The organism is Paenarthrobacter sp. 10L420, from assembly GCF_056395385.1.
Map to the genome: position 1 here is coordinate 45,895 of NZ_JBFTJK010000017.1, position 26,148 is coordinate 72,042.

23 protein-coding genes are annotated in these 26,148 nt (G+C 58.4%); 4 read left to right on the forward strand and 19 right to left on the reverse strand.

Annotation, left to right across the window (positions count from 1 at the left end; all coding sequences use genetic code 11):
- Positions 1-49: 49 nt before the first annotated feature.
- The gene (locus tag AC1DD5_RS20375) at positions 50-1,012 is read right to left on the reverse strand and encodes a LacI family DNA-binding transcriptional regulator (protein WP_477522588.1); all 963 of its coding nucleotides are present in this window, start codon (positions 1,010-1,012) and stop codon (positions 50-52) included.
- Positions 1,013-2,138: 1,126 nt separating this feature from the next.
- Between AC1DD5_RS20375 and AC1DD5_RS20380 the strand changes: the two genes are divergently transcribed.
- From AC1DD5_RS20380 to AC1DD5_RS20395, 4 genes are all read left to right on the forward strand, one after another.
- Positions 2,139-3,362 (forward strand): cytochrome P450, encoded by a 1,224-nt coding sequence (locus AC1DD5_RS20380; RefSeq protein WP_477522589.1) that lies wholly within the window; start codon positions 2,139-2,141, stop codon positions 3,360-3,362.
- A complete protein-coding gene (locus AC1DD5_RS20385) occupies positions 3,359-3,556 on the forward strand; it encodes a ferredoxin (RefSeq protein WP_477522590.1) in 198 nt (65 codons plus the stop codon). Before AC1DD5_RS20380 ends, AC1DD5_RS20385 begins: the two co-directional genes overlap by 4 nt.
- Positions 3,553-4,767: an NAD(P)/FAD-dependent oxidoreductase gene (locus AC1DD5_RS20390; protein ID WP_477522591.1), complete on the forward strand. Its 1,215-nt coding sequence runs from the start codon at positions 3,553-3,555 to the stop codon at positions 4,765-4,767. The genes AC1DD5_RS20385 and AC1DD5_RS20390 overlap by 4 nt, the downstream gene beginning before the upstream one ends.
- A 194-nt stretch (positions 4,768-4,961) precedes the next feature.
- A complete protein-coding gene (locus AC1DD5_RS20395; protein ID WP_477522592.1) occupies positions 4,962-5,393 on the forward strand; it encodes an ACT domain-containing protein in 432 nt (143 codons plus the stop codon).
- A 224-nt stretch (positions 5,394-5,617) separates the two neighbouring features.
- Here AC1DD5_RS20395 and AC1DD5_RS20400 read toward each other — a convergent pair whose 3' ends face one another.
- The 18 genes from AC1DD5_RS20400 to AC1DD5_RS20485 all read right to left on the reverse strand — a co-directional run bounded on the left by AC1DD5_RS20400 (position 5,618) and on the right by AC1DD5_RS20485 (position 26,141).
- Positions 5,618-7,774 (reverse strand): amylo-alpha-1,6-glucosidase, encoded by a 2,157-nt coding sequence (locus AC1DD5_RS20400; protein ID WP_477522593.1) that lies wholly within the window; start codon positions 7,772-7,774, stop codon positions 5,618-5,620.
- Positions 7,775-7,918: 144 nt separating this feature from the next.
- Complete coding sequence (locus AC1DD5_RS20405; RefSeq protein ID WP_477522594.1) at positions 7,919-8,185, reverse strand: hypothetical protein; 267 nt, start codon at positions 8,183-8,185, stop codon at positions 7,919-7,921.
- Positions 8,186-8,254: 69 nt separating this feature from the next.
- Complete coding sequence (ald, locus tag AC1DD5_RS20410) at positions 8,255-9,370, reverse strand: alanine dehydrogenase (RefSeq protein ID WP_477522595.1); 1,116 nt, start codon at positions 9,368-9,370, stop codon at positions 8,255-8,257.
- A gap of 96 nt (positions 9,371-9,466) precedes the next feature.
- On the reverse strand, positions 9,467-10,507 hold the full coding sequence (locus AC1DD5_RS20415; protein WP_477522596.1) for a YeiH family protein: 1,041 nt from the start codon (positions 10,505-10,507) through the stop codon (positions 9,467-9,469).
- 204 nt (positions 10,508-10,711) lie between these two features.
- Positions 10,712-13,264: a bifunctional FO biosynthesis protein CofGH gene (locus AC1DD5_RS20420; protein WP_477522597.1), complete on the reverse strand. Its 2,553-nt coding sequence runs from the start codon at positions 13,262-13,264 to the stop codon at positions 10,712-10,714.
- A 38-nt stretch (positions 13,265-13,302) separates the two neighbouring features.
- On the reverse strand, positions 13,303-14,262 hold the full coding sequence (cofD, locus tag AC1DD5_RS20425) for a 2-phospho-L-lactate transferase (RefSeq protein WP_477522598.1): 960 nt from the start codon (positions 14,260-14,262) through the stop codon (positions 13,303-13,305).
- A gap of 7 nt (positions 14,263-14,269) precedes the next feature.
- On the reverse strand, positions 14,270-15,079 hold the full coding sequence (locus AC1DD5_RS20430) for a nitroreductase family protein (protein ID WP_416416396.1): 810 nt from the start codon (positions 15,077-15,079) through the stop codon (positions 14,270-14,272).
- Positions 15,080-15,341: 262 nt separating this feature from the next.
- Positions 15,342-16,040 (reverse strand): CoA transferase subunit A, encoded by a 699-nt coding sequence (locus AC1DD5_RS20435; RefSeq protein ID WP_416416397.1) that lies wholly within the window; start codon positions 16,038-16,040, stop codon positions 15,342-15,344.
- Between the two features lie 69 nt (positions 16,041-16,109).
- Positions 16,110-17,486, reverse strand: a complete 1,377-nt coding sequence (locus tag AC1DD5_RS20440; protein WP_477522599.1) for an aspartate aminotransferase family protein — start codon at positions 17,484-17,486, stop codon at positions 16,110-16,112.
- Between the two features lie 79 nt (positions 17,487-17,565).
- Entirely contained in the window at positions 17,566-17,931 is a 366-nt protein-coding gene (locus AC1DD5_RS20445; RefSeq protein ID WP_477522600.1) for a hotdog family protein, read from the reverse strand.
- Positions 17,932-18,001: 70 nt separating this feature from the next.
- Positions 18,002-18,481: a MaoC family dehydratase gene (locus AC1DD5_RS20450; RefSeq protein ID WP_477522601.1), complete on the reverse strand. Its 480-nt coding sequence runs from the start codon at positions 18,479-18,481 to the stop codon at positions 18,002-18,004.
- Positions 18,481-18,888, reverse strand: coding sequence for a RidA family protein (locus AC1DD5_RS20455; RefSeq protein ID WP_416416401.1), 408 nt, complete (start codon positions 18,886-18,888; stop codon positions 18,481-18,483). The genes AC1DD5_RS20450 and AC1DD5_RS20455 overlap by 1 nt, the downstream gene beginning before the upstream one ends.
- Positions 18,889-18,904: 16 nt before the next feature.
- A complete protein-coding gene (locus AC1DD5_RS20460) occupies positions 18,905-19,648 on the reverse strand; it encodes an enoyl-CoA hydratase/isomerase family protein (RefSeq protein WP_477522602.1) in 744 nt (247 codons plus the stop codon).
- Positions 19,649-19,703: 55 nt separating this feature from the next.
- On the reverse strand, positions 19,704-21,656 hold the full coding sequence (locus AC1DD5_RS20465) for a flavin-containing monooxygenase (RefSeq protein ID WP_477522603.1): 1,953 nt from the start codon (positions 21,654-21,656) through the stop codon (positions 19,704-19,706).
- A gap of 421 nt (positions 21,657-22,077) precedes the next feature.
- Complete coding sequence (locus AC1DD5_RS20470; protein WP_416416404.1) at positions 22,078-22,926, reverse strand: transporter substrate-binding domain-containing protein; 849 nt, start codon at positions 22,924-22,926, stop codon at positions 22,078-22,080.
- Positions 22,927-23,174: 248 nt separating this feature from the next.
- Entirely contained in the window at positions 23,175-24,362 is a 1,188-nt protein-coding gene (locus tag AC1DD5_RS20475) for an aspartate aminotransferase family protein (protein ID WP_477522604.1), read from the reverse strand.
- A gap of 103 nt (positions 24,363-24,465) precedes the next feature.
- Entirely contained in the window at positions 24,466-25,224 is a 759-nt protein-coding gene (locus AC1DD5_RS20480) for an amino acid ABC transporter ATP-binding protein (RefSeq protein WP_189016507.1), read from the reverse strand.
- Complete coding sequence (locus tag AC1DD5_RS20485; protein ID WP_477522605.1) at positions 25,221-26,141, reverse strand: amino acid ABC transporter permease; 921 nt, start codon at positions 26,139-26,141, stop codon at positions 25,221-25,223. Before AC1DD5_RS20485 ends, AC1DD5_RS20480 begins: the two co-directional genes overlap by 4 nt.
- Between the last annotated feature and the right edge of the window lie 7 nt (positions 26,142-26,148).

Below are 26,148 nucleotides of genomic sequence, written 5' to 3' on the forward strand. Positions count from 1 at the left end.
CTCTGGTTGCGGGTAGCGATCTACCGTGTTCGCAGTAGACCACGTCTGTTCAGGCCCCCGTGGTCTCGCGGGCAATCACCTTCAGGCCGCTGATGTGCTGACTTATCGACTCCGCCTCCACTTCCAGTTGTTCGCCGGAGAGGATATAGCCAATCAGTTCGCGGACGTTCACCTCATTGTTGATGTCAATCGTCGAAATGGTTGGAGTGGAGGCCAAGGCCACGGCAGAATTGTCGACCCCGATGACACCGACATCGTCTGGGACCCCGAAGCCACGCCGCTGGGCCGCCCCCACCATCGCAAGGGCAACGTCGTCGTTGTAGCACGCCAGCCCCACCCTCCCGGCGGGCAAGGAGTGCAACGCGGCCAGCGCTTCGTGGCTGGTTAAGCCAATTTCCAGGGTAGGAAGGACAATCATGTCATTTCGGCCCCCGAACTCGGTCACGCCATTTACCCGATGCGGCGCACTGTATTTCTCCCGCTTGTCCACTGGGCGGACAGCAATGATCTGGTCATAACCCTGTTCCATCAGATGCGCGGCCTGCAAGTGGCCTATTTCTCGGTCCACGGCTGCCTGCGCAGTCGGAAAGAAGCCCATGACGTGTACACCCTGGCGCTTAAGTCGCGATGTTTCCTCATCACTGAGCTGCGCCATGGCGACGACTGCATGGGGTCGCAATCCCACGATTGCGTCCTGAAGGGTGTTCCCGGAGGAGGCCAGCCGGAGAAGGTTGGTAAGCCCGGCCTTCGCCAAACCGTCAGTTAGGAGGTCCACAAATTCCCGGAGCGGAGGACCAAAGGTGACGTCAGGGATCAATGTGATGACGATGTCACTTTTTCCACGTGCGAGGGTGCGCCCGGCCAAGGATGGCCTGTACCCCATGGCCTCGGCGGTATGCCGAACGAGCGCTACGGTCTCCTCTGTGAACAGGTGGCCGCGGCCATTTAAAATCTGACTCACCGTCGAGCGCGATACACCCGCACGCGTCGCCACATCAGCACTGCTGGTCATCCATTCCCCATTCGTCGACCCGCCACATCAGAAAATTGCATTGACGCGTGACAACAGTCTATTGGAGAGCGCACAAAATGCATAGACGTCACGGGTTGACGCGTGACAATGCCCGTGTTTCACTGGAAGGCGTTAGCCTGCCGATTTCTGGTCTCAAGAAAATGCCCAGACCGAGCGGCCGCACCATCTCTACAGCCGGAGGGCAAATGACTCGCTCCTACCCATTGCAACGAGCAGTGATAGTCAAAGATGCGCAGGGCCGCGACACGGCCCTTAGTGAAGCCGTCCAGGAACTCATTCCAGAAGCCCTGAGACAGCGGACAGGTATCTCAGTAACCCGACAAAGCTGGACGGAGTACAACGTGGCAGTGGATATCACAGTCCCATGCGGCCAGATCCATGAACGCCATAGCCATGTCACGAATATGGCAGAGCTTTCGTAAACTCTCCCCGACCACGCACCACAGGCCAAGCGGACCATTCAGACCCTGACGAACAGCGTCTCCAATCAGCGGAGGCAGGCACCCGACGCGCCGAACCGGCGAAAGACCGTACCCGGGGCACCACACATGATTTGGTGCATAGGACGTTCTGACGTCGTCTGGTGCGCTTTATGAAGGGTCAACTCCGCCTGGCGCCCCCACACTTTCAAATTCTGTTGGACGGCGTCGCACCCCGGGCTTCCGGTCGGGTCCACGAAGTGAAAGTGAATCCATCCTCGTAAGGACCCCCCGTGCCACGAAGGAACTCATGCCCCAGCACCCACAAACCCAGCCGGACTTCTCTCAGTCGGACCGGCGGTACGTAACACCGGCTCCTGATCCGGCCAAGCCCACAGCTCGGCACCGACGCGCGGCGGCCACCGAAAATCCCGGACAAAGCGCCCTAGCCTATACATTCGTCTGGACATCCGGACCATACCGGACCGAACTCCAGCTCGGGGGCGGAAGACTAATTGGCACCGAATCAGGCGGCACCGGTGGTGAGGAGGGCCGTACCGCCACTGCAGTACACGATGTACTGCCACCGCCGGATGTGCCCTGACCTCCTTCGGCAAAGGATTGGTACAACGAGTTCAGAACTCTCCAGTGCCGTAGCCAATCGGCGTTAAACAAAAGCAGGGACTATGAGTACAGACACCAAATCACCACTTGAGCCGATCCCGGCGCTGCCAACGAATCGCTGCCCGTTCGATCCGGACCCCCGCTACGAGACCATCCGCACAGAGGCCCCGGTGCTCAAAGTGAGCACGCCTGCGGGCTTCGACGTATGGATTGTCAGCGGCTACGAGGACGCAAGGACTGTTCTGGCTGATGCTGAAACGTTCAGCAACATCGATGCGAGCTCTTCACATCTCATGGGGGACAAAGACAACCTGGGGGCTCCTCCGCCTCCCGGCGTGATGCTCAGACATGACGGCGACTCTCATTCCCGGCTTCGCCTCCGTCTTGCCCGCGAATTCATGGTCAAACGAGTGGCCAAGCTTGAGCCCTACATTCGCCGTCTGGTGAAGGAACATATTGACAGTCTGGCCGAACGCAAAGGCCCGGTAGACCTCTACCGAGAATTCGGGCTACCGGTGCCTGCGCTGGTCATCAGCGAAATTTTGGGAGTCCCGGAGGAACAGCGGGACGAATTCGAACGCGCGACGGCCTCCCAAGTTGACCTGACCCTAAGTTTGGAAGAACGCCAAGCAGCGGCGATGGAAAGTGCAGGATTCTTCGTCCGCTTGGTTCAGTCGAAGATGGATGAACCCGGCGACGACCTGCTCAGCAGGTTGATCGGCGAACCGACCGAACGTCCAATGGACGCCCAGGAACTGCAAGGAATCGCCCTGCTCCTGCTGGCGGCAGGCCATGACACGACGGCGAACATGATTACTCTCAGCACGTACGCCTTGCTCAAAAACCCCGAACAGGCCGCCAAACTCCAGGACACTGCCGTTCTTGACACCGGCATCGACGAACTCATCCGGTACCTGAGCATCATCCACAATGGAGTCCTACGCAAAGCCGTCAAGGACGTGACCATCGGCGGCCAGAAAATCAATGCCGGCGACCATGTGGCCGTCGTCCTCGAATCGGCCAACCGGGATCCTCGATTCCTCGACGACGCAGACCAGTTGGATCTCGAACGTCATTCAGCGCACCTCGGCTTTGGATACGGCCCTCATCAATGCCTGGGGCAACACCTCGCGAGGCTGGAGCTGCGCATCGCACTCCCCGAGCTTTTCCGTCGTCTCCGAGGACTCAGGGTTGTTACCCTGCAGGGGGAAATCCCCTTCAAGAACGACATGCTCGTTTATGGAATCAAGAAACTAATGATCGATTGGGATGAGGTCATCGCGTGAAATTCGACATCAACGTGGACAAATGCGTAGGCGCCGGAGTTTGTGCCCTCGCAGCTCCTGAGGTGTTTGACCAGAATGACGACGACGGCATCATTGTTATCTTGGACCCGAACCCGCCTCGGGAGCAGGCACAGCGAATCCAGGATGCTGCGACGCGCTGCCCGGCAGCCGTCATCACCAACGTTCAACCATGAGCCGCTCCGGCGGCATGGACGCCAAAGTAGTCATAGTGGGTGCGTCCGCCGGTGGCGTCAGCGCGGCTGAAGCACTCAGAGCACGCGGCCATGCGGGGCCGATTGAGCTGATTGGTGCGGAGAAACACGCCCCCTACGACCGTCCGCCCCTGTCCAAACAGCTCCTCAAAGGCGAACTGCTGGCCTCTGACGTTGCTCTCAGAGCCAGTAACCACCTTAAGGACCTGGACGTGACGGAACGATTTGGAGTCGGGGCTACCGCCCTGGACACCAGAACCCGGACGGTGACATTAGCCGACGGGACGCAGACGGACTATGAGCGCCTCATCATCGCCACAGGAGTATCAGCCCGACGATTGCCCAGCTGGAACTCAGTTGGCGGCGTGTATACCCTTCGAACACTCGACGAGGCACTTGCTGTGCAGGCGGCCATTAGGGGCGCCAAAAGGGTTGTGGTTGTCGGAGGTGGATTTCTGGGGACAGAGATCGCCGCCGTGGCATTAACTCTGGGCGCTGAGGTCGTGCTGGCAGGCAAAGCATCAGCATTGTTGGAAAGTTCCTTGGGCGCGGCCATCGGAGAACAGGTAGCCAGGTTGCACATATCCAGGGGAATCCAGTTGATCACCGGCCCCGCCGCAACGGTTCACCAGTTGCGGGTCCAGGACGGACAGGTCACTGGTGTCGAATTTCGGTCCGGGGAGTTCGTGCAGGCTGACCTCGTGATCCTTGCGATTGGTTCCGAACCTGCCGTGGACTGGTTACGGTCAAGCACTCTCTCCTTGACCGACGGCGTCGACTGCGGCTCCGATTGTTCGGCGGAGGAAGGAATCTACGCTGTGGGAGACGTCGCAAGGTGGCACAACCCCCTGTTCGATGTGTCGATGCGGATCGAACACAGAACTAACGCCACCGATCAGGCCATCCATGTGGCGGAGCGCATCCTTGACGGGGACACCGCCGCATATGCTCCCGTGCCCTATTTCTGGTCGGACCAGTTCGAGGTGAAGATCCAGGCCCACGGCTACCTTCGCGGTCATGATGAAGTGAAGATCATCGAGGGAAATCTGGATGAGGGACGCATGATCGCTATCTACAGAACAGGCAGGACGCTGACAGGGGTAGTCGCCGTCGGGGCAGCCAAAGCGCTGCGTGAATGGCGTGGACACGTAGCTACCAAAATGGACTGGCAGGACGCTGTCAGCCTCAGTTGACCACCGAACTCAGGAACGCACACGCCGAAAGGGAAGATCACAGTTGGTATGAGCATTATTTTGGCGGCCGCTCTCCTATTCCTAGAAACCCAACAGACGATGGGCCAGCAACCGCTGTATGCGAGAATGGTATCTGCGATTAACGTGGCGCTCCCATTCTCAGACGCCTTCCGCTGCAGTGAGGACATTAGTCCATGAACTCAAAGCCCCTTCGCCCATCAAACGACACGGCTCATTCCATTAGCCTGGTTCTACTTGACGGTGACTACTCGATTTGCCGGTTCGAGCCGAAGACTCAGGTCCCTCCCCTTAGCGGTCCCTCCGACATCTACTCCCTGACGACCACCCATCTGGAAACCTCACTGGTCTGCAGCACTGCTGCAGTACCCGCGGGAGGCCGAACGGAGTCTGCCTGGCGAGTCCTATACGTGGAAGGGCCTATTCCTTTTGACCTTACGGGCGTTGTAGCGGGGATCACCTCAGCCGTCGCGGCCGCCGGGCTTCCCGTATTTGTCCTTTCTACGTTCGACAGTGACCTGCTACTGCTCAGAGACGAGAGTCTGACCAAAGCCATTGCAGCCTTGAACGGAAGCGGCTACTTGGTCGCAACACCAGCCATCACGTAGCAAGCTTGGGCCCGATAGGAGAGCCGTGGCCGTAGCATCTACTGCAGACGCGGCTCTCTTGCCGGACTCGTACGTGGCGCGACGTCTACCAAGCGGCCACACGTCTCCGATGTTCGACCTCGGCAAGGCCCTTCTTCAGTTCGTCGGACGTCAGCGTGTTGACCCCAGCGCGGCTCGTACCAAAGACTTATCCTCTGTTCTTGGGTGCCCGTAGCGGGACATGACTAGAACTCCCTGCGCAGTCTTGCCTCTTCAACGAGCTCAGTCATCCACGGCCTGTGGCCCCGGTTCAGTGCCATCCCTTCCGGGAGACCGTGCACAGTTGGGATGGAATCGACAATGTCTATGGTGATGCGACCTCCGGCCAACGGGGCATTCGTGATGTGCAGGTCCCCGTAGGAGGCCGGAAGAACGGGGTCCATCCAGAGCCCGCCGCGAGAGACATGCGTGTCGTATCGCATCAGGCTGGTGACGAGAAGAATCGGAGTTGTCGCAGCCCACGCTTGAGGTGAACAGGCCGTGGGATACGGCACCGGGGCAACCAGGCGATCGCGGCTAAAGCCACAGAAAAGCTCAGGCAGCCGTCCTTCGGAAAATTCCGCGGCCTCCAACAGCGCTGTTGAGATCCGCTGAGCCTCCTCAACAAACCCATAGCGCAAAAGCCCCGCGGCAATAATCGCATTGTCATGCGGCCAAACGGACCCGTTGTGATAGCTGACTGGATTAAAGGCCCCCATATCACTGGCCAGCGTTCGCACGCCCCAACCACTAAACATCTGAGGCGACATCAGATGTTCGGCCACCAGCCGGGCCTTGTCATCATCAACGATGCCGAGCCACAAACAATGACCCATGTTCGAGGCGCATGCGTCCACCTGGCGCTTCTTACCGTCCAGAGCCACCGCATAGTAGCCCCGCTCCGGAATCCAAAATTGCTCATTGAACTTCTTCTTGAGTCTTGAGGCCTCATCTGTTAGCTCATCACCCAAGGGCACTTCGCCGGCGTCGTAGGCCATCCACGCTCGTGCCATCAACGCGGTGTAGACATAGCCTTGAACCTCACACAACGCTATCGGAGGTTCTGGCAGGGAGCCATCAGCGAAATTTATGCCATCCCAGGAGTCCTTCCAACCTTGATTGATCAGACCCCGGGGATTGAGCCGCTCGTATTCTACAAACCCATCACCGTCTTTGTCCCCGTAATACCGAATCCAGTCGAGCGCTCGGTCTGCGTGCGGAATCAGCGCGGCAATGGTGTCCTTGGCAAAGCCCCACCGGCTGACTGCTCCGAGAAGCATTACAAATAGAGGTGTCGCATCGACACTCCCGTAGTACGCCGGTTTCCCGCTAAGGGAGAGTTGACTGGAGATGTCGAGCCTGACTTCATGCAGAATCTTTCCCGGTTCCTCCTCGGTCACCGGATCTACGACGGCACCCTGACGCTCGGCAAGCGTTTGCAGGGTCCCTAGGGCCAAGGACGGGTCCACCGGCAGCGCCATCTCCGATGCCCAAAGCGAGTCACGGCCGAAGAGGGTCATGAACCACGGCGCCCCGGCGGCGACCACGACTCGATCCGGGTGGTTTGGGTCCTCAATTCGAAGAGCACCCAGGTCATCGTAGCTGCGACGCAACGTGCGTTCGATGGATCGGTTTCCCATCTGGAGCACCGGGATCTTTGCAACCCACTCCCGCCGACGCTGGTCACGCGGCGACAACCCGTTCTCATCGGGATGAAGGAAGGGCGACTCCTGGCCCGAACTCTCATTGACCTGCACGACCGTCAGCGTCGTACTCCAGCTACCGTGCGACGGCACCGTTGCCGAGTACGCAATAGCGTCGGGCAAGACGTCCCCTCCCGGAGCCTCCACGACGATGCTTTTCTGAACGTTCTGCCAGGCAGCCGTTATGGTCAGCGTTTGAGCGTCTACCCGGCGGGTCTCATTCCAGCGACGATGAATCCGCGCCTCTTTTACTTCAAAAAGATCTGCAAAGTCCGCATGAATTCTCAGAACAACCGTGCATTCAGCCACGTCCATTGAGTGGTTATAAATGATGATCTGCTCTTGCAGTCCTGCGCCAACTTCACGTAATCGCTCAACAACCAGTGGGCTATCTGCATATTTGTCCGATCGTGTGATACGGCCTACAAACAGGGCACGGTACGGCTCCTTCGTTTCTGCCGCAAGCGGTTCAAGCTGCTGGCCGTCCACCGTGAGTTGCCAGCCGGAAAGAATCCGCGTGTCTTGGACGAAAAGTCCGTGTGGATCATCGCTTCGGAAGTCGCCGTTGCGTAACGAAATGCAGAAAGAGGATCCCTCCACCAAGGTGACCGTCCCGGGGCCTAAAGGACCGGCCCCAGTATCGGAATTCCAGCCAGCCATCGTTGGCTCCTCCAAGGCAACGCACGGAGCCACCATCAATGATGGTTCGAATAACTCCTGTCGCTTTCGCTTCTAGGAACGGACGCTACTCCTCTGGAACCAAAGACACCAGATACCGAAGATTCCCATGAGGCCACGACCTGGCTACTCACTAGAGCTATGCCAAGAGCTCTCGATCCAATCGATGTCCTTTGCGCTCCCGTTTTCCCACCGATAGGCGATCCATACCTCGAAGCCGGCGGACCTCTCGAACAGCTGCCGGTGTGCCGTTCCTTCCGAGCTCAGCCACAGCACACCATCGTCCAGGGTTACGGCGTCCACCGTGCCGTGACGCACTATGTGGCCATGGCGCCGAATCACTACATGTTGACCAACGAGGGGAAACCACTCGGTCTGCAGATGAAATGCCATTCCGTGCCCCGTTTCTCGTAGCCCGGGTTCCTTGCCTTGGCTGTCCAAGGCAAGGAACCTCGAAACCTTTTACGCAGGAACTAGATCCTGCCATGATGCAAGTTCAAGCCCGTGGGCGTCGCTCACCGACTTGTGGCATACCCTCCCCGCCGCAATATTGAGACCCGCGGCCAGGGATGGGTTCTTTTGCAAAGCCGCCCTAACGCCATGGTTCGCCAATGCAAGAGCATAAGGTAGGGTGACATTCGTCAGAGCATAGGTAGATGTGTTCGGGACAGCCCCAGGCATGTTGGCCACGCAGTAGAAAACGCAGTTGTGCACGGAGAATGTCGGTGTTTCGTGCGTTGTGGGTCGGCTGTCTTCGAAGCAGCCCCCTTGATCGACTGCGATGTCGACGAGGACGCTGCCTGGCTTCATTCGGGAGACGAGGTCGTTGCTGACGAGTTTGGGAGCCTTCGCCCCTGGAACGAGGACTGATCCGATGACCAAGTCGGATTCAACGACGGAGCGTTCTATTTCGTAGCTGTTGGAGGCCACTGTCTGAAGGCGGCCGCCGTATTGAGCGTCCAATTCACGCAGACGGGCGACGTTGATGTCGAGGATGGTGACTTGGGCGCCCAACCCGATGGCCATTGCGGCGGCATTTGTACCGGCCACCCCGGCGCCGAGGACGGTTACTTTGGCGGGGCGAACCCCTGGTACACCACCAAGCAAGGATCCTTTGCCGCCTGCCGGTGCCATGAGGGAGTTGGCGCCGACCTGAACGGCAAGCCTTCCAGCGACTTCACTCATGGGGGCCAAGAGCGGCAGGAAGCGTCCCTCTTGGACCGTTTCATATGCAATTGCGGTGACACCCGAAGACAGGAGGGCTTCTGTGAGGGCTGGCTCCGCGGCAAGGTGCAGGTAGGTGAAAAGCGTTAGCCCTTGCCGGAAATGACGGTATTCGGAAGCAACTGGCTCCTTGACTTTCAGCACCATGTTCGCTCGGAGCCAAAGGGCATCGACGTTAGTGACGATCTCCGCGCCGGCGAGGAGGTACTCCTGGTCGGTGATCCCGGATCCTTCACCGGCACCTTCTTGAACGAGGACTTCGTGACCGTTTGCCGTGAGCTCATGCACTCCAGCTGCCGTAACAGCTACACGGAACTCGTTATTCTTGACTTCTTTGGGGACTGAGATGATCATCCTGTTGCTTTCTGTATAAGAGGAATGGGCTGAAACGGAGGCGAATCTGGGCCGGCTGCCAAGACTGATGGCTGTTTCGGCGCCGCGGAATTCGGCTTAGGTAATGATGAGAGCCCCTGCCAGGCCCAGGGCGCAGACGATGGCAGTGGAGCCTCCTGCCAACGCGAGTGTGCGACCACCGCGCTTCAGCAGGGTTTTCAACCGGACACTTGTACCCAGCGCGAACATCGCCGTCGCAAGCAAGAAGCTTTGGATGGTTGTTGCGGCAGCTAGTACGTCCGTGGGCACAGGCATCGTGCTCCTGAGCAGGACCATAACCATGAACCCGATCATGAACAGAGGAACAATCGGAGGACGCTTCTTCCCGGCTACGGCTCCCGACCGCCGCTGACGCCAAGACAAAATCGCGACCGTCGGGGCGAGCATGAGGACTCGGGCGAGTTTGACTGTGACTGCTGTAGCCAGCGCAGTACCGCCGATGATCCCTCCCGCAGCCACGACTTGGGCCACCTCATGAATGGAAGCACCAGCCCAGACTGCGGCGGCATCGCTGGGGAGGCCCAGGAGTCCGGCAAGCAGCGGAATGCTTGGAATCATCAAGGTGCCGAACAGGACCACGAGTGCAACAGCAGTGACTGTTTCTTCCTCGTCCGCGTCAAGAACCCCTTGGACTCCGGCGACTGCGGCAGCGCCGCAGATCGAGAATCCGCAGGCGACCAAGAGGCTCTGCCGTGTGGGAACCTTGAGGATCCGGCCAAGCCCCAAGGTGCCGAAGATGCCCCCGGCGACTACCACGGCAGCCAGGATCGGGATTCCCCAACCTAGTCCGGCGAGGTCGTGAAGGGACAGCTGCAGGCCCAGAACGACGATGCCGAGTCTCAACGGCACCCTGCTGGCAACTGTGAGTCCTGCGGTGAGGCGTTCGGGAAGCAGACCGAGGTTGCGGGCTGCCAATCCCATGGCGATCGCGACGAGAAGCGGACTAAGCCCCCGAACTAAAAGTGTGATTCCGATTGCTACAACCGCACCACCGACGGCCACGCCGAGACCAGGGGCCAGCAGCGTCAAAGTGCGGCGTCGGTTGTCGGTTTTTACGGGCCGGTTCGCCGCTGCTGTCTTGTCATCAAGAGCTTCCATGTTTCCATGCTTACGCAGTACGAAGTCGGCCAGTAGAGGCCAGTCCTCTATGCAAGCATGCATTTCCGGCATTACTTTGCCTGATCGAAACTGCTGAGGGGCCCCCAAGCGTTGTGGCTCAGAGGCCCCTCGTGTTAGGGCAGTACGACTACGATCTCGGTGCTCTTCCGCTTAGCCGAGCTGCTCGGTTGACGCCTTCCGTGCTTAGGAAATTCCTGCCAGCGGGGCTCGAGAACCGTACGTAGTTGTGCGTTCGACCACCGGACGGCCGATGCCGGCACCGATGGCAACAAGTTCCTCCACGGTTTTCGCAGACCCGTGCTCGGAACCGGCCATCCTCGAAATTGTTTCCTCCATAAGAGTGCCGCCCACGTCGTTTGCTCCAGCATTCAGCATCGCCTGCGTGCCGGCGGTTCCCAGCTTCACCCATGATGTTTGGATGTTGTCTATACGGCCATGCAACATGATCCTGGCCATGGCGTGCACTGCCAGGTTGTCGCGGGGGGTTGGCCCTGGGCGGGCAATGCCAGCCAGGTAAATCGGCGAGGAATTGTGAACAAACGGAAGCGGGACGAATTCTGTGAAACCGCCCGTTTCATCCTGTATCCGGGAAAGCACGCGCAAATGCTGGACCCAGTGCCGGGGATGATCAACGTGACCGTACATCATGGTTGACGACGACGGAATCCCTACCTTGTGGGCCGTGGTTATCACGTCGATCCAGGTACTTGTGGGCAGCTTTCCTTTGGTCAATACCCATCGGACATCGTCATCCAAAATCTCGGCCGCAGTTCCTGGGATGGAATCGAGTCCGGCCTCCTTCGCGCGGATGAGGAACTCGCGGAAGGACAGCCCCGTGCGGCTGGCTCCGTTGACGATCTCCATGGGACTGAACGCATGGACGTGCATGCCGGGCACGCGGCGCTTTACAGCCCTTGCAAGATCGAAATATGCCGTGCCAGGCAGCTGCGGATCGATGCCGCCCTGCATGCAGACTTCCGTCGCCGCGAGCTTCCAAGCTTCTTCTGCCCTGTCCGCCACCTGTTCGAGGGACAATGAGTAGGCATCCGGGTCAGTACGGCGTTGGGCGAACGCACAGAATCTGCAGCCGACGTAGCAGACGTTGGTGAAGTTGATGTTCCGGTTCACCACATAAGTGACGTTCTCTCCAACCACCTCCCGTCGCAGGTCATCGGCCAGTTTAACCACCTGAGCCAGTAGCTCGCCTTCCGCGGTCATCATCGTCAGCGCATGCTCGTCTGACAGCTGCCCGGGATGAGCCTCAGCAGCCCGCAATGCAGCAACGCCGTCACCGCTCACCCGTGGTTTGGCCCCTTGAAGCGCCTTCGGCAACGAGGTAGAAGCCGCGTGCTCTCCTACAGCAGACCAATCACCGTAGACATTCTGGAAGTCGCTGCGAACAGCGGCCCGACGCCCTTCGGTGTCCACCGTCGCATGGAGATCGGTGCGGCCCAGACCCTCGAAGGTCAAGTCGGGTTCCTGCCATGGCATGCCGATGGGGCGTCTTGTTCCGTTGCTGATTGACCGGTGCACCAAGCCCTCGTGATCCATCAGGGCGCTTACATGCTTGGATACCCTCGGATCGATCCAGGGTTCGCCCGTCAGGGCATATTCCGGTTGCGCGGCCAGACGGGCACGAAGTGTGAAGCCCGCTTGCTGCGTAACTTGCCGAAGCACATCGAGGGAAGGCCATGGGCGTTCGGGGTTCACGTGATCGGGTGTAACTGGAGAGACCCCACCCCAGTCGTCGACTCCGGCCGCCAGTAGTCGAGTGCATTCGTCGACGTCCACCAAGTTGGGTGGGGCTTGAACGCGCATTTTCGGCCCCAGGAGAATTCGCGTTACGGCTATCACGGCAAGATACTCCTCGATGCCGAGGTCCGGCACGAGGTGCATAGCGGTTTTTGGTTTGGCCCTGAAGTTTTGAACAATGACTTCTTGGATGTGAGCATACTCGCGGGCTACCTTCCGCAGCGCAAAGATGGTCTCGGCACGTTCCTCGGTTGTTTCGCCGATGCCTACCAACAGCCCTGTTGTAAAGGGAACCGATAAGCGTCCAGCGTCCTCCAGAACACGCAAACGCAACTCTGGATCCTTGTCGGGTGAGCCGAAGTGAGCGGCGCCTTTCGTCCTGAAAAGCCGCTTGGAGGTGGTCTCCAGCATCATGCCCATCGAGGCGCTGACGGGCTTCAAACGACCCATTTCTTCCCACGTCATTACACCCGGGTTCAAGTGTGGCAGGAGTCCTGTCTCTTCGAGGACTCTGACCGCCATTGCCCGAACATAATCGAGAGTCGAATCGTAGCCATGCTCATGCAGCCACGTCGCCGCTTCCGGCCATCGGTCTTCCGGCCTGTCGCCAAGGGTGAACAGGGCCTCGGTGCATCCGGCTAGCGCACCTTCCCTTGCCACTTTGACGATCTCGTCTGGCGACATGTAGGGTCCCCTGCCTTCGCGAGCAGCCTGGTCAGGCGTCTCTACGAACGTGCAGTAGTGACAGCGATCCCGGCACAATCTTGTGATCGGGATAAATACCTTTGGAGAGTAAGTGATCGTATTCGGACGCCCTGCTTCGCGGAGGCCGGCGTCACGCACCCGTGCCGCAACCACGCAAAGCCTTTCCAACTCCCCATCGCGGGCGTCCAGAAGGGCAGTAGCCTCCGCCAAATCAAGCGACGCACCCTTCTCCGCCCGGGTGAGGGCCCGGCGAACTTCTCGTACGTTTGCTGTGCTCATGAGCCAGTACTTTCAGCTAGTTCGTTCTGAACGAATTCTTATGTCCTTGCAAGCTCCGTCACTGCCCTGACGAGATCAGCAGTGGAGCTCGAATTAATGTGCGTCAAGGTGGGGGCCACGACTGCCCTCATACCGAGGCCGTCAATACTTGCCGCCTCGGTCTCATCGACCTCGTCAACGATGAAGAAGTCCGCAAGATCCGCATAGAGCGACGCAGCAGCCAATGGAGTGTGAGGAAGTCCAGCGGAAGCCATCAAACGCTCGCGTAGTTTTGCGCGGTGAGCATCACCGGGATTGCTGAATGGTGAACGTGACACGATCGGCGTCACTGCGACGACGGGCGCCCGTGAATCCCTCATGGCTGCACGTGTCTCGCCGACAGAAAGGATGGGCAGGATGCTGGCGATAGGACTGCTTGGACCCAGTACTACCAACGAGGCCGTTTCTAGTGCTTCCAAGACTGTCGGCGGAGTTTTTGCCAGCTCAATCCCGTTGTAGCGGACTTCCCGCACCAGCGGTTCTGCCCGGTGCCGGACGTGGAACTCCTGAAATGAAGTCCACTCTCCACCCTGTTCGAGCACCTCTGTGCTGACTTCTTCATCGCACATCGGCAGTACCCGTGTGGCCACCCTATTAACCCTGGCCAAGTGAGAGGTTACATCGGTGAGGGAATTACCCTCGCTCAGCATCCGGGTCCTGAGGAGGTGCGTGGCAAGGTCCCGGTCCCCGAGGTTGAACCATACGTCTTCGCCCAATTCGGCCAGTGACGACATCGCCGTAAAGGACTCATTCTGCAGGCCCCACCCCCGTTCCACATCCTGTTTGCCGGCCAGACCATAAATCACAGTGTCTATATCGGGACAAACGCGCAGGCCGTAATGCCAGAGATCATCGGCAGTATTTACGACCAGCGTCAGTGACTCCCGGCCGATGCCCTCAGCAAGGGAACGCCACAGCCGCGTTGCACCGATGCCGCCCCCGAAACACACAATGGACATGAGCTGCCTAGTCCTTCGTCATGGTGTTCTCACCGAAATCGAACATTTTGCTAAGGGCGTCCACTTCCGCTTTACGCCAAGAGGCCGGGGCGGGTTCCTGGATCATACCGGTTTCCTTGAGGTAGGAAAGAGTAGCTTCATCTTGCTCCAGTGGATTCCCCCACGTGTGCTCGAAAAACAGAGTCTCAAACGGTGCCCGGGGTCGTTGGCCTCCGGCCTGGGCGTCCTCTGCAGGATAACCAACAAGTTGGAGCTGAGCAGGTGTCACGTCGTCGGGAAGTCCCAGGATCGGCTTCATGGCATCCCGGTCGCCAGAGGCCAGGCATGAGCCCAGGCCCTGATCGACGGCGGCCAGGACTGCACTTCCGATGCCAAGGCCAACTTCGATGGCGCTGAGCCACTCCGCGAAATGCCTGTCCCCCTTGAGGACGTTGAACTCAGGTGTCTGCAGGACCCCAGAATCCACCTTTTCCTCGGTCCATCCCTGAGTCGAGTTCAGTGCTCCCACATCAATGAGCTCCATGAGCAAATCCCGCATGTTGTTCCACGCGCTCAGGTCAACGACCCACACAATGATGACCGGAGCCAGCTGCGCCATGGTCTGGTTGTGCAGCGCATTGACGATCCCGTCAAAGATGTGATCCGGGGTTTCTCCCCTGGTCAGCACAACAGCTTTGCGGAGTTGATGGGTGTTGGCCTGGGAGCATTGAAGCCGCGCTGCTTCCAAAATGACCTGGATCTTTTGCTTCTCCACGGGCCGGTAAGGCTTGTAGTAGCGGATCGCTCGCCTGTCGCCGACAACCTGCTTGAAGTCCATTGCACTCCTCAATAGTTTTTACTCGCTCATTGCCCCGTCCTCGATTCCTGTGCAGAAACGAATGCTGCAAGAGAACTTTCAGCACGGGGGTACTTTTGCAGTATTGTCGCTGCGATTTTCCTTCGGTAGCCGGTCATTTGTCATGGAGTCATTCCCAAAACGCATGAGTCAGGGGTACCGCCGGGCGCCTCTCGTCAAGGTGACGAAAATTGGAAGGTGACACACCGTGGACCTGAGCCGCAGCTGCGTTTTTACGGTGCAGTCAGGAACCGAGGATGGTGAGTCGGTGTACCAGCGCACTTGGCGTGTGCACCGAGTCCGGGTCGAGGTCGTCGGGCTCTACCAGTTCCTCAATTTCAACAATCGTAACTCCGCTTGAAAGCACGAAAAGAGAGTTGAGTTCCCTGTCGGATTCACGGTAAATGAGGTTGCCGTGACGGTCCCCTTTCCACGCACGGATGAGGGCAAAATCCGTGGTGATGCCTCGTTCAAGGATGTATGCGGTGCCACAAATTTTACGTACGTCTTTTCGGGGCGGGGCAATAGAGACGCCGCCCGCAGTGTCGTGTTTCCAAGGTCGGTCGTCCACCGATCTTTGTCTGACAGAAGCCTCTGGTGCGTAAAATGCCCGGACGCCCCGCCCTCCAGCCCTAAGTCTTTGGACCAGGGTGTCACGCGAGGTAAGCTCGACCTCGAGTTCACCCCCGAGATATTTTCTGGCGATCTCGGTGTTCTCTCCAACGTCTTGGGCTATGACCCGTCTTACCTGGCCGTCCGAAATTAGCGGGTCGAGGCCCCAATCGACAAGTCCCGAGTAGTCGGAGACAATTCTCAAGTCACCCACTCCGGAATCGTGAAGAGCTTGAACGAGCCTGGAATCACCTCCCCCGATGCCACAGCCTCCGACAGCTATCGACGAGCCTCTACGGACGTCTGCTACCGCTGCTGCCGCGGTGACCATCAACCTGTCCACCCGGGTTCCCCCGCATCCAAGGGCAGAACCCGGAAATGACTCTTGATGAGCTGATGTCTAGGAGCCAAGGTAATGCTCTACTGCCGAGACCACAGCTTCAACGCTGTGGAGTAGCTCGTCCAGTACGGCCCCATCCGCGACCAGGGGTGGGCAGAGCACCAGCATTGCACCGCCTCGATCATCTGCACGGGTCAGCAAGTTGACCCGCTTCATGGCAGCGGGTAGTACCTCTCGAGTGATTGAAGCCACTTCGAGTGCAGTCAGTTCCCGTCCGATGTGACGGTCTCCGGTGAATTCAACGACATAAAAGAAGCCAGTACCCCGCCAGTCCTTCACGCACGCATGATTTTCACGAATCTCGTTCAGCCCCTGTTGCAGCCTTGGTTCCTCATCACGCACGTGGTGCAGGATTCCTTCATCCCGCATGGCGGTGAGATTCGCGACAGTCACCGCTGAAGAGACCGGATGGCCGCCCCACGTAGTGCCATGGGAAAACATCCCTGCGATCGGGGAGTCCATCAGCGAGCGAACGAGACTATCGCGGATGAGAACTCCGCCGAAGGGGGCGTATCCCGAGGTAACTCCTTTGGCAAAGGTGATGATGTCCGGATCCGCGCCGAATCTGGTGCTGCCAAACCACTCGCCCACTCGGCCGAAAGCCGTGATGACTTCATCGGCAATGAGAAGGCACCCAATCCGGTTGCAAATGCTACGTAGTTCCTGCCAGTATCCCTCGGGTGGAACCAGCGCGCCGCCCGCATTCTGCACGGGTTCTGCGATGATTGCCGCGATGGTGTCGGCTCCCTCCTCTTCAATGATTTGAAGAAGGGCCTGAAGGCTTGGAAGCTGCGCAGCGGACTCCCCTGCGCCGACGCTGTCGTTGTGGGTGTTCGGAAAATGACGCACGCCCGGAAGAAGCGGGCCGAATGGGTCCTTAATGCGCTCGATGCCCGTGACGCTGAGCGCCCCCATGGTCGTTCCGTGATAGGCCATGTCACGTGCGATGAATTTAACTCGGCGTCCCTCACCTTGGCTTAGGTGGTACTGACGGCTGAACTTGAGTGCAGACTCCACGGCCTCCGAACCGGAGCTCACAAAGAACGTTGTACCTAGGCCAGCCGGACCGAGCTCGGAAATCAGGGTCGCCGCCTCCACCGCGGACGGATGAGCGGCAGACCAGTTCGTCCAATAAGCCAGCTGCTGCATCTGGGCGGCTGCCGCGGCGACGATGTCCGACCGGCCGTAGCCCATGTTAACGCAGAACAATCCTGAAAGCCCATCCAGATACCGGTGCCCGGTGTCGTCGAAAACATATGCTCCTTCTCCTCGAACGATCACGGGCAAGTCCGCATCCTGCCATGTGGACCGTCTCGTGAAGTGCGGGAGTAGATGTTGCCGGGCCTGTGCCCGGAGGTCTGCGGTGGAAATGGTCATGGTGCACGTCCTTTATAGGCAGCTGGGTTCTGTGGTTCTCTGGCGGGCCTTGGAGACGAATTTTGCCAGGCCGGCCGTATCAGACAGGGTTGGGAACAGCTGCGGTCACCGTCGCTTTTGTCACCACGTTGTCGTTCGAATCTTTGACGCTCACCGCGCAGGTGACCACCATCCACTCGGCCTCACCTTCAACCTTGAGTACCTCCCCGGAGATGCGGTGCATCGTGTCAGGGTAGGCCACCGACGTGAGCCGAAAACTGACCGACCGCACCACAGAGCGTGGCCCGAGGGTCCGCGTTACCGCTTCCAGGCACCAATTTCCCAGGAGGAAGCCCGGAAGTATGACCCCGTTCCATCCCTGGGCCTTGCAAAGCTCATCATCGAAGTGCACTTGATGCGCGAACCGGATAGCGGCGCTGTAAAGGGTGGACTGCACGCGGCTCACGTTGCGCTCCAAGACGCCTAGCGGTGTACCCGGCTGATAGCCGGCGGGAGGCTCTGTTTGAATACTGTAGTCAGAAGCAAATCTGCTCGTAGCTTTCACGAATAACCACCTCTCCTTTCTGATCCGTGTAATTGGTTTCCCATGTCACAACAACAAATGTGCGTCGCGATCCGGCCTTTTCTTCCATCGAGACAAGGGTTTTCAGCCCCGAGAGACGGTCACCGATTTTCAGCGGACGCACCCACTGGACGGAGAGAGTTCCGCCAACCGACTGTCCAGTGCCGATGACTGGCCGATTTTCGATCACAATTCCATCCGAGGAGTATTTGCTCAACGGCACATACGGTCGGGTCGCGGCTTGATACAGCATCGGTGGAACAACGCGCGAGGTGCCCGCTGCGTCCGCTGAAGCCTCGCTGACATACGCAGGATGATCGTCCTCCGACGCATAGACATACTGTTGCACCATTGATTCGGTGATCTCGTCGCCGTCAACTTCGATTTGCCGACCGATCCACTCGAGGGCGTCGCTGGTTAGCAGAGTCCCCATCAGCGTGCCCCTTCCGAAGAAGCTGCATGAGCCAACGTTTCTACTGAGCTCCCAGCCGGCCTCTTGCATGCGATGGCGTCAATTTCAACCAACAAGCCCGTGGGTAAGCCGACTGACACTGTCGACCGTGCAGGGTAGGGCTCGTCAAAGAACGCCCGGTATGGCACATTCATTCGTTCCCAATCAGCCATTTCGGCCAAATAGACTGTAGTTCGTACCACATCTGCTCGATTAAGTCCGTGCCGAGACAGGGACTCCTCCAGGTTTTGGAGTGCCAGGTCCATCTGGGCTTCAAGGCCGCCTTTCACGTGGCCGGCCGCATCGCGGCCTATGTGGCCGGACGTAAACACAAGGCTGTCCGTCTCCCGGGTTTTGCTGTACGGCGGTAGAGGTGCGTTTGTCGTCATGATTCTCCTCTTTCTCTTAAGCCTGAGCGGTTTTGGTCAGAAACGACTTGAGACGGTGCTGCGCTTCAGCACCAAGTCCGAATGCCGCGGCTTCGGTTTCTTCGACTTGCTTTGCTGATCGACCCGCCTCGTTTACCGATGACCAGACAGCCCGCTTGATCGCTTCGTTGAGGTCGGGTGGCGTGGACGCCAAGAAATTCGCTGCTTCCAGGGCAATTGCATCCAGCTCTTCGGGGTCCACTACTTGAGTTGCGAGCCCGATGGCTAATGCGCGGTGAGCGTCGACAGGCCTGGAGCGCAGAAGCATGTCCATAGCTGGCCCGATGCCAACGAGAGATGGGAGGATGCTGAGCTGCCCAGCGACCGGCAATAGGGCTAGGCGCGTTCCCATAGCCGCAAAAGTCGCCGTGGATGAAGCAATCCGAATGTCACAGGCCAGGGCAAGATTCAATCCTCCCCCATATGCTGCCCCGTTGACAGCCGCGATTGTGGGCTTGCGGAGCAGACGTGGACGTTGGAAGACCTCGTTAAGGGCGGGATCGAATGCGGCGCTTGGATTGTCAACCAGTTCAGTGATGTCGTGCCCGGAGCAGAATGCGTGATGACCGGCCCCTCTGATCAACACCACCCTGATCTCATCGTCGTCCTCCGCTCGCAGGAACTCAGTCCTCAGTGCCTCCGCCATCCGCTGCGTCATGGCATTGGACTTCGTCTCGTTTGAGATGACCAAAGACAGGACGCCCTGTCTAAGGTCACTCAACAATTCACCTGTCATCGACCATCAGCTCCATGTCGTTCGGCCGTCCCATATGCCCCTAGGCCATGGACCTGGCGGGGTGATTTTCTGTCATGGTTTCCCCTGCATCAGTGCGCCCAGCACCGCCGTCGAAGATGAATTCGTCCATCTTTGGCGAACGGGTGCGTTCCCAAAATTCGAGCAACGTCCACGGATGGTTGGTGATGACGCGCCCGGTGCTATTCCGGAAGCGGCTAACCAAACCAGGTTCCGTCCAAACCATCCGGTTCAGTCGTTCATCAATGGCCTGGTTGTACTCCTGGACGACTTCGGGCTTGACTTCGATTGACCGCTTGTCTTCTTCGATCAGGGTCTTGAGACACGCCAGGATGAATCGTCCCTGGCCTTCAGACATGAATGTTGCCCCGCCACCGTGACCGATGGCAGTGTTTGGTCCTTGGAGGGCAAAAAGGTTCGGATAATCGGCCATAGCCGTTCCCAGGTAGGCACGGAGGTCATCATCGCTACCAAACGTCTCGGCCAGCTTCTTTCCCTTGGCGCTGATCAGGTCAAGAGGCCAGAAATAGCGGGTGCCATGGAACCCCGTCGCAAAGCCAATGACATCGACCGTGTAGTGGTTGCCGTCCGCTGTCAGAATCCCTGTCTCATCCAGACCGACAATCTGGTCATTGACGAGAGTGACGTTTGGTTTCGTCAGGGCGTTGTACCACCCGTTGTCGACTACCAATCGCTTTGAGTAGGGAGGATAGTTCGGCGTGACCTTTTCAATGAGATCCTCGCGGTCGCCCAGTTCCCTGCGGATGTAAGCAGTGAGCTCCTCACGGACAGCATCATTTTCCGGGCTCGGCTTCAGACCTTCAGGGCTCTCCTGCAGGATCATGCGACGGTGTTCCCTGTCACCGAGCACAAAGTCGAGGTAGAACCGGTACCACGCCAGATAGTTGGGAAGGTTCCGGAGTAGCCAGCGCTTCCCATCGGTTACTTCACCTATCTCGGTGGGTTTGCGCGGGCGCATCCAGTGTGGGCTGCGGATAAAGATGAACAGTTCCTCCGCAACCTGGGCTACGGTCCGGGTGACCTGGACTCCGCTGGAGCCGCTTCCGAGGATCGCTACTCGCTTACCCTCAAGTTGCAGGTCATCCCGCCACCGGGCGGTATGGAACGTTTCTCCACGGTAGGTGTCGGAGCCGGGAAGATCGGGGATCTTTGGCTGGTTCAGCGACCCAACAGCGACGACAAGGACATCCGTGCTCATCGAATCGGCGACACCGTCCCGGGTGATGTCGAGTTGCCACTGAGACTTCTCTGCGTTCCAGGTGCCGGTTTCGACCTTCACTCCGAAGTGAATTCGATCCATAACCCCACGCTTAAAGGCTGAGTCACGGATGTACTGAAGGATCTCATCTCGTTTGACGTCATAGCGAGTCCAGTCGAGATTGGGCTCGACGTCCCATGCGTACTGGAAGGCCTGCGTATCCACGCCGCATTCGGGGTAGGTATTGTCGAACCAGATGCCACCGAGTTCTTGGCTCATTTCGAGGATCTCGAAATCAATCCCCGCTTCCGCCAAGCTGAAGGCAAGACCCAGGCCGCTCATGCCGGCACCGACGATGGTGACCTTGAGATTCCTGCGTTTCACGGCGGCCGGATCAAAAGTCACCTTACAGCGTTCGGGGTTGAGGTGATGTTCCAGCTTCGCGGTGAATGACCCATCAAGGCGTTCGTCGATGGCGGTCCTGGCGATGTGGAGAAGCGCTTGGGGATCGTTCACGACGTTTGTGTCCCTGAAGCCGTTGGATGCCAGACGCTCCAGTTCGGCCCCGGCTTCATCCAGGAATGCCTGACCGTCTGCGTCGAGTTGCTGTTGCCCTGCGCTCCAGCGACGCAGGCCGCACAGCCGTGCGTCCTCTGCCCACTTCATGTCGCCTGTGATCTGCGAGAGCGCGGCTGCCAAGACTGTTGGCTCGCTGGCTCGCGCGGCTGAAACGAACTCTGATATTGGTGTCGGCATGAATGCCCTCCTGCCGTGTGGCACTGTATGGTTCCCGGCGTTCTCCAACCCTTAAGACATTCGGGCTTGGCGTCCTAAAACGGGAAGTTCGGACGAAATCAGTATGGAAGCCCCAGGGCCTAGCCAGTAGACGCTGCGTTGCTATGCCTGCATGCGCCAAACGCATGACTTGCCATGCCAGGGCCCGTCGAACTGAACAGTCGGCAGCCCGATAGCGCGGCCGGTGAAAGGTGAAACCCTCCTCCGCTCACCGGGAGGGTTGGAGATTGCAGCAGGCGTCTTGGCAAGACGGTCAGAACCTCCGCCGCCCACGCAGAAAGTTGAGGTGCCCCTTTGGAATAACGAATCAGGTTAAAGGGCAAACGGAACCAGCCCACTCGATGGGGGCTGGTTCCGTTTCAGCTAGGTACGAACTGGTGGATTAATTGGCTTCCGGGTCGATTTCCGATTTAGGGATGGCTGCATCTTCCAGGCCGTACTTCTTGAGGATTTTAGCGTAGGTGCCGTTCTCAATTAGGGCATTCATTGCTTTCATCATGGGTTCACGCAGATCGCTGTCCTTCTTTAAGGTGAAGCACTCAACAGTTGGCGCGAAGACTGGACCGGTGACTTTCAGGCCACCGCTCTTGCCAACCGTGTAACTGCCGTTTGCCAGGGTCAGGGCAGCGGCGTCTACTCGCCCGCTCTTGACCGCAAGCTGGATGGCCCCTTGGTCCGGAAACGTCTTGATCTCGATGGCCGACTTACCGGCATCAGTGCACTGCTTGCTGAAGTCCTGCAGGTACTTCAATGTGTACCCACCAGTCACGTCTGCAATGGAATGGCCGCACATGTCCAAGGTCGTGTTTCCAATCTCAGGTGCAGAGTCCTGGACAACGAGCTTGTAACCGTCTTTGAAGTAGCTGACGAATGAGTATGTCTTTTTTCGATCAGTGGTCGCGGACGCTGCCGGCGCCCATGAGTAACTGCCTCGTGAGACTCCCAGAAGGCTCTCCTCGAACGTCGCGTTCTTGGTTTCGAACTTCACTCCGAAGTAGTCGCTGATTGCCTGGGCGAAGTCATAGTCGAAGCCGCTGACTTTACCGGTTTCGTCCACAATGGAGTATGGCGGGTAATTGATGATGGGTACGGTGAACCCGGCTGCGTATTTCTCCGGGAGACCATTCTTGAGTTCTGTCTTCGAAGAAGCGTTTTGGGGGCTGCTGCAGCCCGCCAATGCCCCAACCGAGAGAACGGCTGCAAGGCCAATGGCCAACATTTTGTTCTTCATCAAGCTCCTCAAACCTGAGCTGAACTGCTTCAGCTAATTCATCGAGGACGGTTCCCGACCTCTTGGCTCAATCATGCGAGCAACGCGGGCGGCTGGCTACACGCCTTCTGACTATGCCCGCCATGCGCAGAACGTATGACTTGGATCACAAAGATACTGAAGTTGGGCCAGATGCCCGCGACGAAAATGCCAGGCCCAACTTTGGCAAAACCATCCCTGGACTGTCAGTTCTGGAGTTGTTACGGCAACTATGCGCCAGCCATGCGCGCAAAAGCACGGTCATAGCCTGTTGCAACTAATTCCAAGTGGACGTCAGTCAGCACGGTGGAAAGGGCTACGAGGCCCCTGGGCGCAGCGAAGACGCCTTCGAGGAGAAGAGCCAGGTGTAACGCGGCCACGTCCGTGGAGTCGTGCATTACGTGCGCAGCTTGGGTCGGTTTCATCTTCTGCAGGTGAACATGCAGCATCGACCCAAAGCGTGTCACGATCACCGGCAACCCGTGGGCGCGGCCCGACATTTCGATCCGATCGGCCAATTTCTCCGTGGACGCGTTCATGCGCTCAATGGCCGGCCTGGTGAGGTGTTCAAGAGCAGTAAGGCCAGCGCGGGCAGATACCAGATGACCATTGAAGGTTCCGGAGTGCTTGATCGCTCCGGGTGTGGACTGGTCGAGGATCCGAAGATGCTTGGCCGACCCACCGACGGCTCCTATTGGGTACCCGCCCCCGATCAACTTGGCCATAATGACGAGGTCAGCGTCCACCTCGTACAATTCGGTCGCTCCTCCGTAGGCAGCACGCAACGTCTGTACTTCATCGACCACAAGCAGGGCGCCCGCTCTGTGGGAATGGCTCCGCAACGCTCGAACAAACTCGGGGTCAGCTGGGATGACTCCCCCCACCCCCAAACACGGCTCAAACAGCACCGCTGCAATGCTGTCGTCCAAGACCCCTTCTACAGCCGCCGCATCGTTGAATGGCACCCTAATCACTTGGGGGTGGGGTCCACTGATGAGCGGGGCAGAGCCGTGGTAACCGCCCTCGAACAGGACAAAGCGGTCTCGGCCCGTCACTGCCTGTGCGATCCGTATAGCCAGCAAAGCAGCTTCGGTACCCGAATTCGTAAAGCGAATCTTCTCGGCAGCGGGGTGCCGTTCGACCAGATGCTCCGCCAGGTCCAACTGCGCCTCGTGCGGCGCCGGGTATACGATGCCTTCACTGGCTGCAGCTATCGCTGTATCAACCACTGGCCCGAACGCATGCCCGTGAACCAAGGATGTGTAGTTGTTCAGGATGTCCAGGTAACTGTTGCCATCGCAGTCAGTGATGACCGGACCGGAGGCGCTGGTGATACTGACGGGATACGGGGAATAGTAGGTGATCGATCGTGTTTCACCCCCTGGAAGTACCCGTTTGGCTCGTTCAGCTACCCTCATTGAACCGGGCGTTCGGCCCTTGAACTCGCGGATCAAACCTTCGAAACACTTTGCACTGACCATTCAGCACCCTCTTCTTCATTCTTCGTCGTGACCCTCAGGCCTAAAGGACGCGGGCCAGAAAGTCCTTTGTTCGGTCAACCTTTGGGTTTGTGAGCATCTCCCGCGCGGGACCTTCTTCGACGACCGCACCATCTGCCATGAACACGACACGGTCGGCAACCTCCCTGGCGAAACCCATCTCGTGGGTTACCACCACCATGGTCATGCCCTCCAGAGCGAGCTTCTTCATGGCTTCAAGCACCTCGCTCACCAGTTCGGGGTCCAATGCCGACGTAGGTTCGTCAAACAACATCACTTTCGGTCGCATGGCCAGACTGCGTGCAATGGCGACGCGTTGCTGCTGTCCACCGGAAAGAGATGCCGGGTATGCGTGGGCTTTATCCGAAAGCCCTACAAGGTCCAGGAGCTCGGTAGCATGCCGCTTTGCTTCAAGCTTTGATTGTTTCAGCACACCTACAGGTGCCTCGATGACGTTTTCGAGAACCGTCATGTGAGGGAACAGATTGAAGTGCTGGAAGACCATGCCAATATGCTGGCGCTGCCGGGCAATCTTTCGCTTGGACAGTGCATAGAGCTTTCCGTGTTGTTCGCGGAAACCGAGCAGCTCCCCCTCCAGGAATACTGCGCCTGCCTCTAATGGCTCCAGCAGGTTCAGGCAGCGAAGCAATGTGCTCTTGCCTGCTCCCGAGGGCCCCAGAAGGCAGACCGTTTCACCTTTGGCGACGCTAAGGCTGACGTTGTCAAGCACAGTGTGGTGGTGGAATTGCTTGCTAATGGATCGGGCTTCTATAACGGTCATCGGTTTTTGCCTCCTGCAGCCTTTACGGTGGTGCCCAGTCGGGCAGTCCCACGACCAAAGCGGCGTTCAAGCGCCCACTGGCCGACGGACATGATTGAAACAATGATGAGGTACCAAAGAGCGGCGACTACGAGCAGTGGCACGATCTGGTAGTTGCTCGCATAGATCTGCTGTACGGAGTAGAGCAAGTCCGAAACCGCGATAAAGGCAACGAGGGATGTTGCTTTCAGAAGGTTGATCGCATCATTGGCGATAGGCGGAATAGCAATTCGCAGGGCTTGCGGAAGAACGATCCGCTGGAGAGTACGAAGGTGTGTCATACCCAAAGACTCTGCCGCTTCAATCTGCCCCTTAGGCACTGCCCGGATCGAGGTCCGGATGACTTCCGAGGTGTACGCGGACTGATGCAAGACGAAGGCTACAACGGCTGCCCAGAAGGGATTGAGTAAATCGCCGGACGACGCGGACCAGATGGGGGTCTGGCCGGGTAGACCGACTGAGACCTCCGGGTAGAGCAAAGACACGTTGAACATGAGAACGAGAAGGACCAGGAGGGGAATTCCGCGGAAGAACCATACGAAGGCCCAGCTGATCGAACGCAGCACTACGTTGGGCGAGAGGCGCATATTGGCGATGATTGTCGCCAGGACCAGTGCCCCGATCATGGAAATGACCGTAAGTTCCAGCGTCAATCGCAAGCCGGCCACGACACGCTCTTGAAACATGAACTCTTGGATGACGGGCCAGTTCAATGCCTCGTTCTGGGACAAACTCAGAACGATGGACCCGGCTATCAACAGGGTCACTGCTGCGCCGATGAGCCGCCACACATGGAATTGTCTGGCAATTGGCGGTATCTCCCTTAGCGGGGCTTTAGGGACAGATTCCTCTTGTGTTACACCAATGACATAACTCATATCTTGT

What these genes read in the sequence shown, in the direction of transcription:
- AC1DD5_RS20470 (WP_416416404.1), bottom strand. Translation starts at nt 22,926, where the DNA reads ATGAAGAACAAAATGTTGGCCATTGGCCTTGCAGCCGTTCTCTCGGTT.
- AC1DD5_RS20440 (WP_477522599.1), bottom strand. Translation starts at nt 17,486, where the DNA reads ATGACCATTTCCACCGCAGACCTCCGGGCACAGGCCCGGCAACATCTA.
- AC1DD5_RS20395 (WP_477522592.1), top strand. Translation starts at nt 4,962, where the DNA reads ATGAACTCAAAGCCCCTTCGCCCATCAAACGACACGGCTCATTCCATT.
- AC1DD5_RS20435 (WP_416416397.1), bottom strand. Translation starts at nt 16,040, where the DNA reads ATGGTCACCGCGGCAGCAGCGGTAGCAGACGTCCGTAGAGGCTCGTCG.
- AC1DD5_RS20405 (WP_477522594.1), bottom strand. Translation starts at nt 8,185, where the DNA reads ATGGCATTTCATCTGCAGACCGAGTGGTTTCCCCTCGTTGGTCAACAT.
- AC1DD5_RS20390 (WP_477522591.1), top strand. Translation starts at nt 3,553, where the DNA reads ATGAGCCGCTCCGGCGGCATGGACGCCAAAGTAGTCATAGTGGGTGCG.
- AC1DD5_RS20400 (WP_477522593.1), bottom strand. Translation starts at nt 7,774, where the DNA reads ATGGCTGGCTGGAATTCCGATACTGGGGCCGGTCCTTTAGGCCCCGGG.
- AC1DD5_RS20415 (WP_477522596.1), bottom strand. Translation starts at nt 10,507, where the DNA reads ATGGAAGCTCTTGATGACAAGACAGCAGCGGCGAACCGGCCCGTAAAA.
- AC1DD5_RS20475 (WP_477522604.1), bottom strand. Translation starts at nt 24,362, where the DNA reads ATGAGGGTAGCTGAACGAGCCAAACGGGTACTTCCAGGGGGTGAAACA.
- AC1DD5_RS20420 (WP_477522597.1), bottom strand. Translation starts at nt 13,264, where the DNA reads ATGAGCACAGCAAACGTACGAGAAGTTCGCCGGGCCCTCACCCGGGCG.
- AC1DD5_RS20465 (WP_477522603.1), bottom strand. Translation starts at nt 21,656, where the DNA reads ATGCCGACACCAATATCAGAGTTCGTTTCAGCCGCGCGAGCCAGCGAG.
- AC1DD5_RS20430 (WP_416416396.1), bottom strand. Translation starts at nt 15,079, where the DNA reads ATGGACTTCAAGCAGGTTGTCGGCGACAGGCGAGCGATCCGCTACTAC.
- AC1DD5_RS20455 (WP_416416401.1), bottom strand. Translation starts at nt 18,888, where the DNA reads ATGACGACAAACGCACCTCTACCGCCGTACAGCAAAACCCGGGAGACG.
- AC1DD5_RS20480 (WP_189016507.1), bottom strand. Translation starts at nt 25,224, where the DNA reads ATGACCGTTATAGAAGCCCGATCCATTAGCAAGCAATTCCACCACCAC.
- AC1DD5_RS20485 (WP_477522605.1), bottom strand. Translation starts at nt 26,141, where the DNA reads ATGAGTTATGTCATTGGTGTAACACAAGAGGAATCTGTCCCTAAAGCC.
- ald (WP_477522595.1), bottom strand. Translation starts at nt 9,370, where the DNA reads ATGATCATCTCAGTCCCCAAAGAAGTCAAGAATAACGAGTTCCGTGTA.
- cofD (WP_477522598.1), bottom strand. Translation starts at nt 14,262, where the DNA reads ATGTCCATTGTGTGTTTCGGGGGCGGCATCGGTGCAACGCGGCTGTGG.
- AC1DD5_RS20380 (WP_477522589.1), top strand. Translation starts at nt 2,139, where the DNA reads ATGAGTACAGACACCAAATCACCACTTGAGCCGATCCCGGCGCTGCCA.
- AC1DD5_RS20450 (WP_477522601.1), bottom strand. Translation starts at nt 18,481, where the DNA reads ATGGGGACTCTGCTAACCAGCGACGCCCTCGAGTGGATCGGTCGGCAA.
- AC1DD5_RS20375 (WP_477522588.1), bottom strand. Translation starts at nt 1,012, where the DNA reads ATGACCAGCAGTGCTGATGTGGCGACGCGTGCGGGTGTATCGCGCTCG.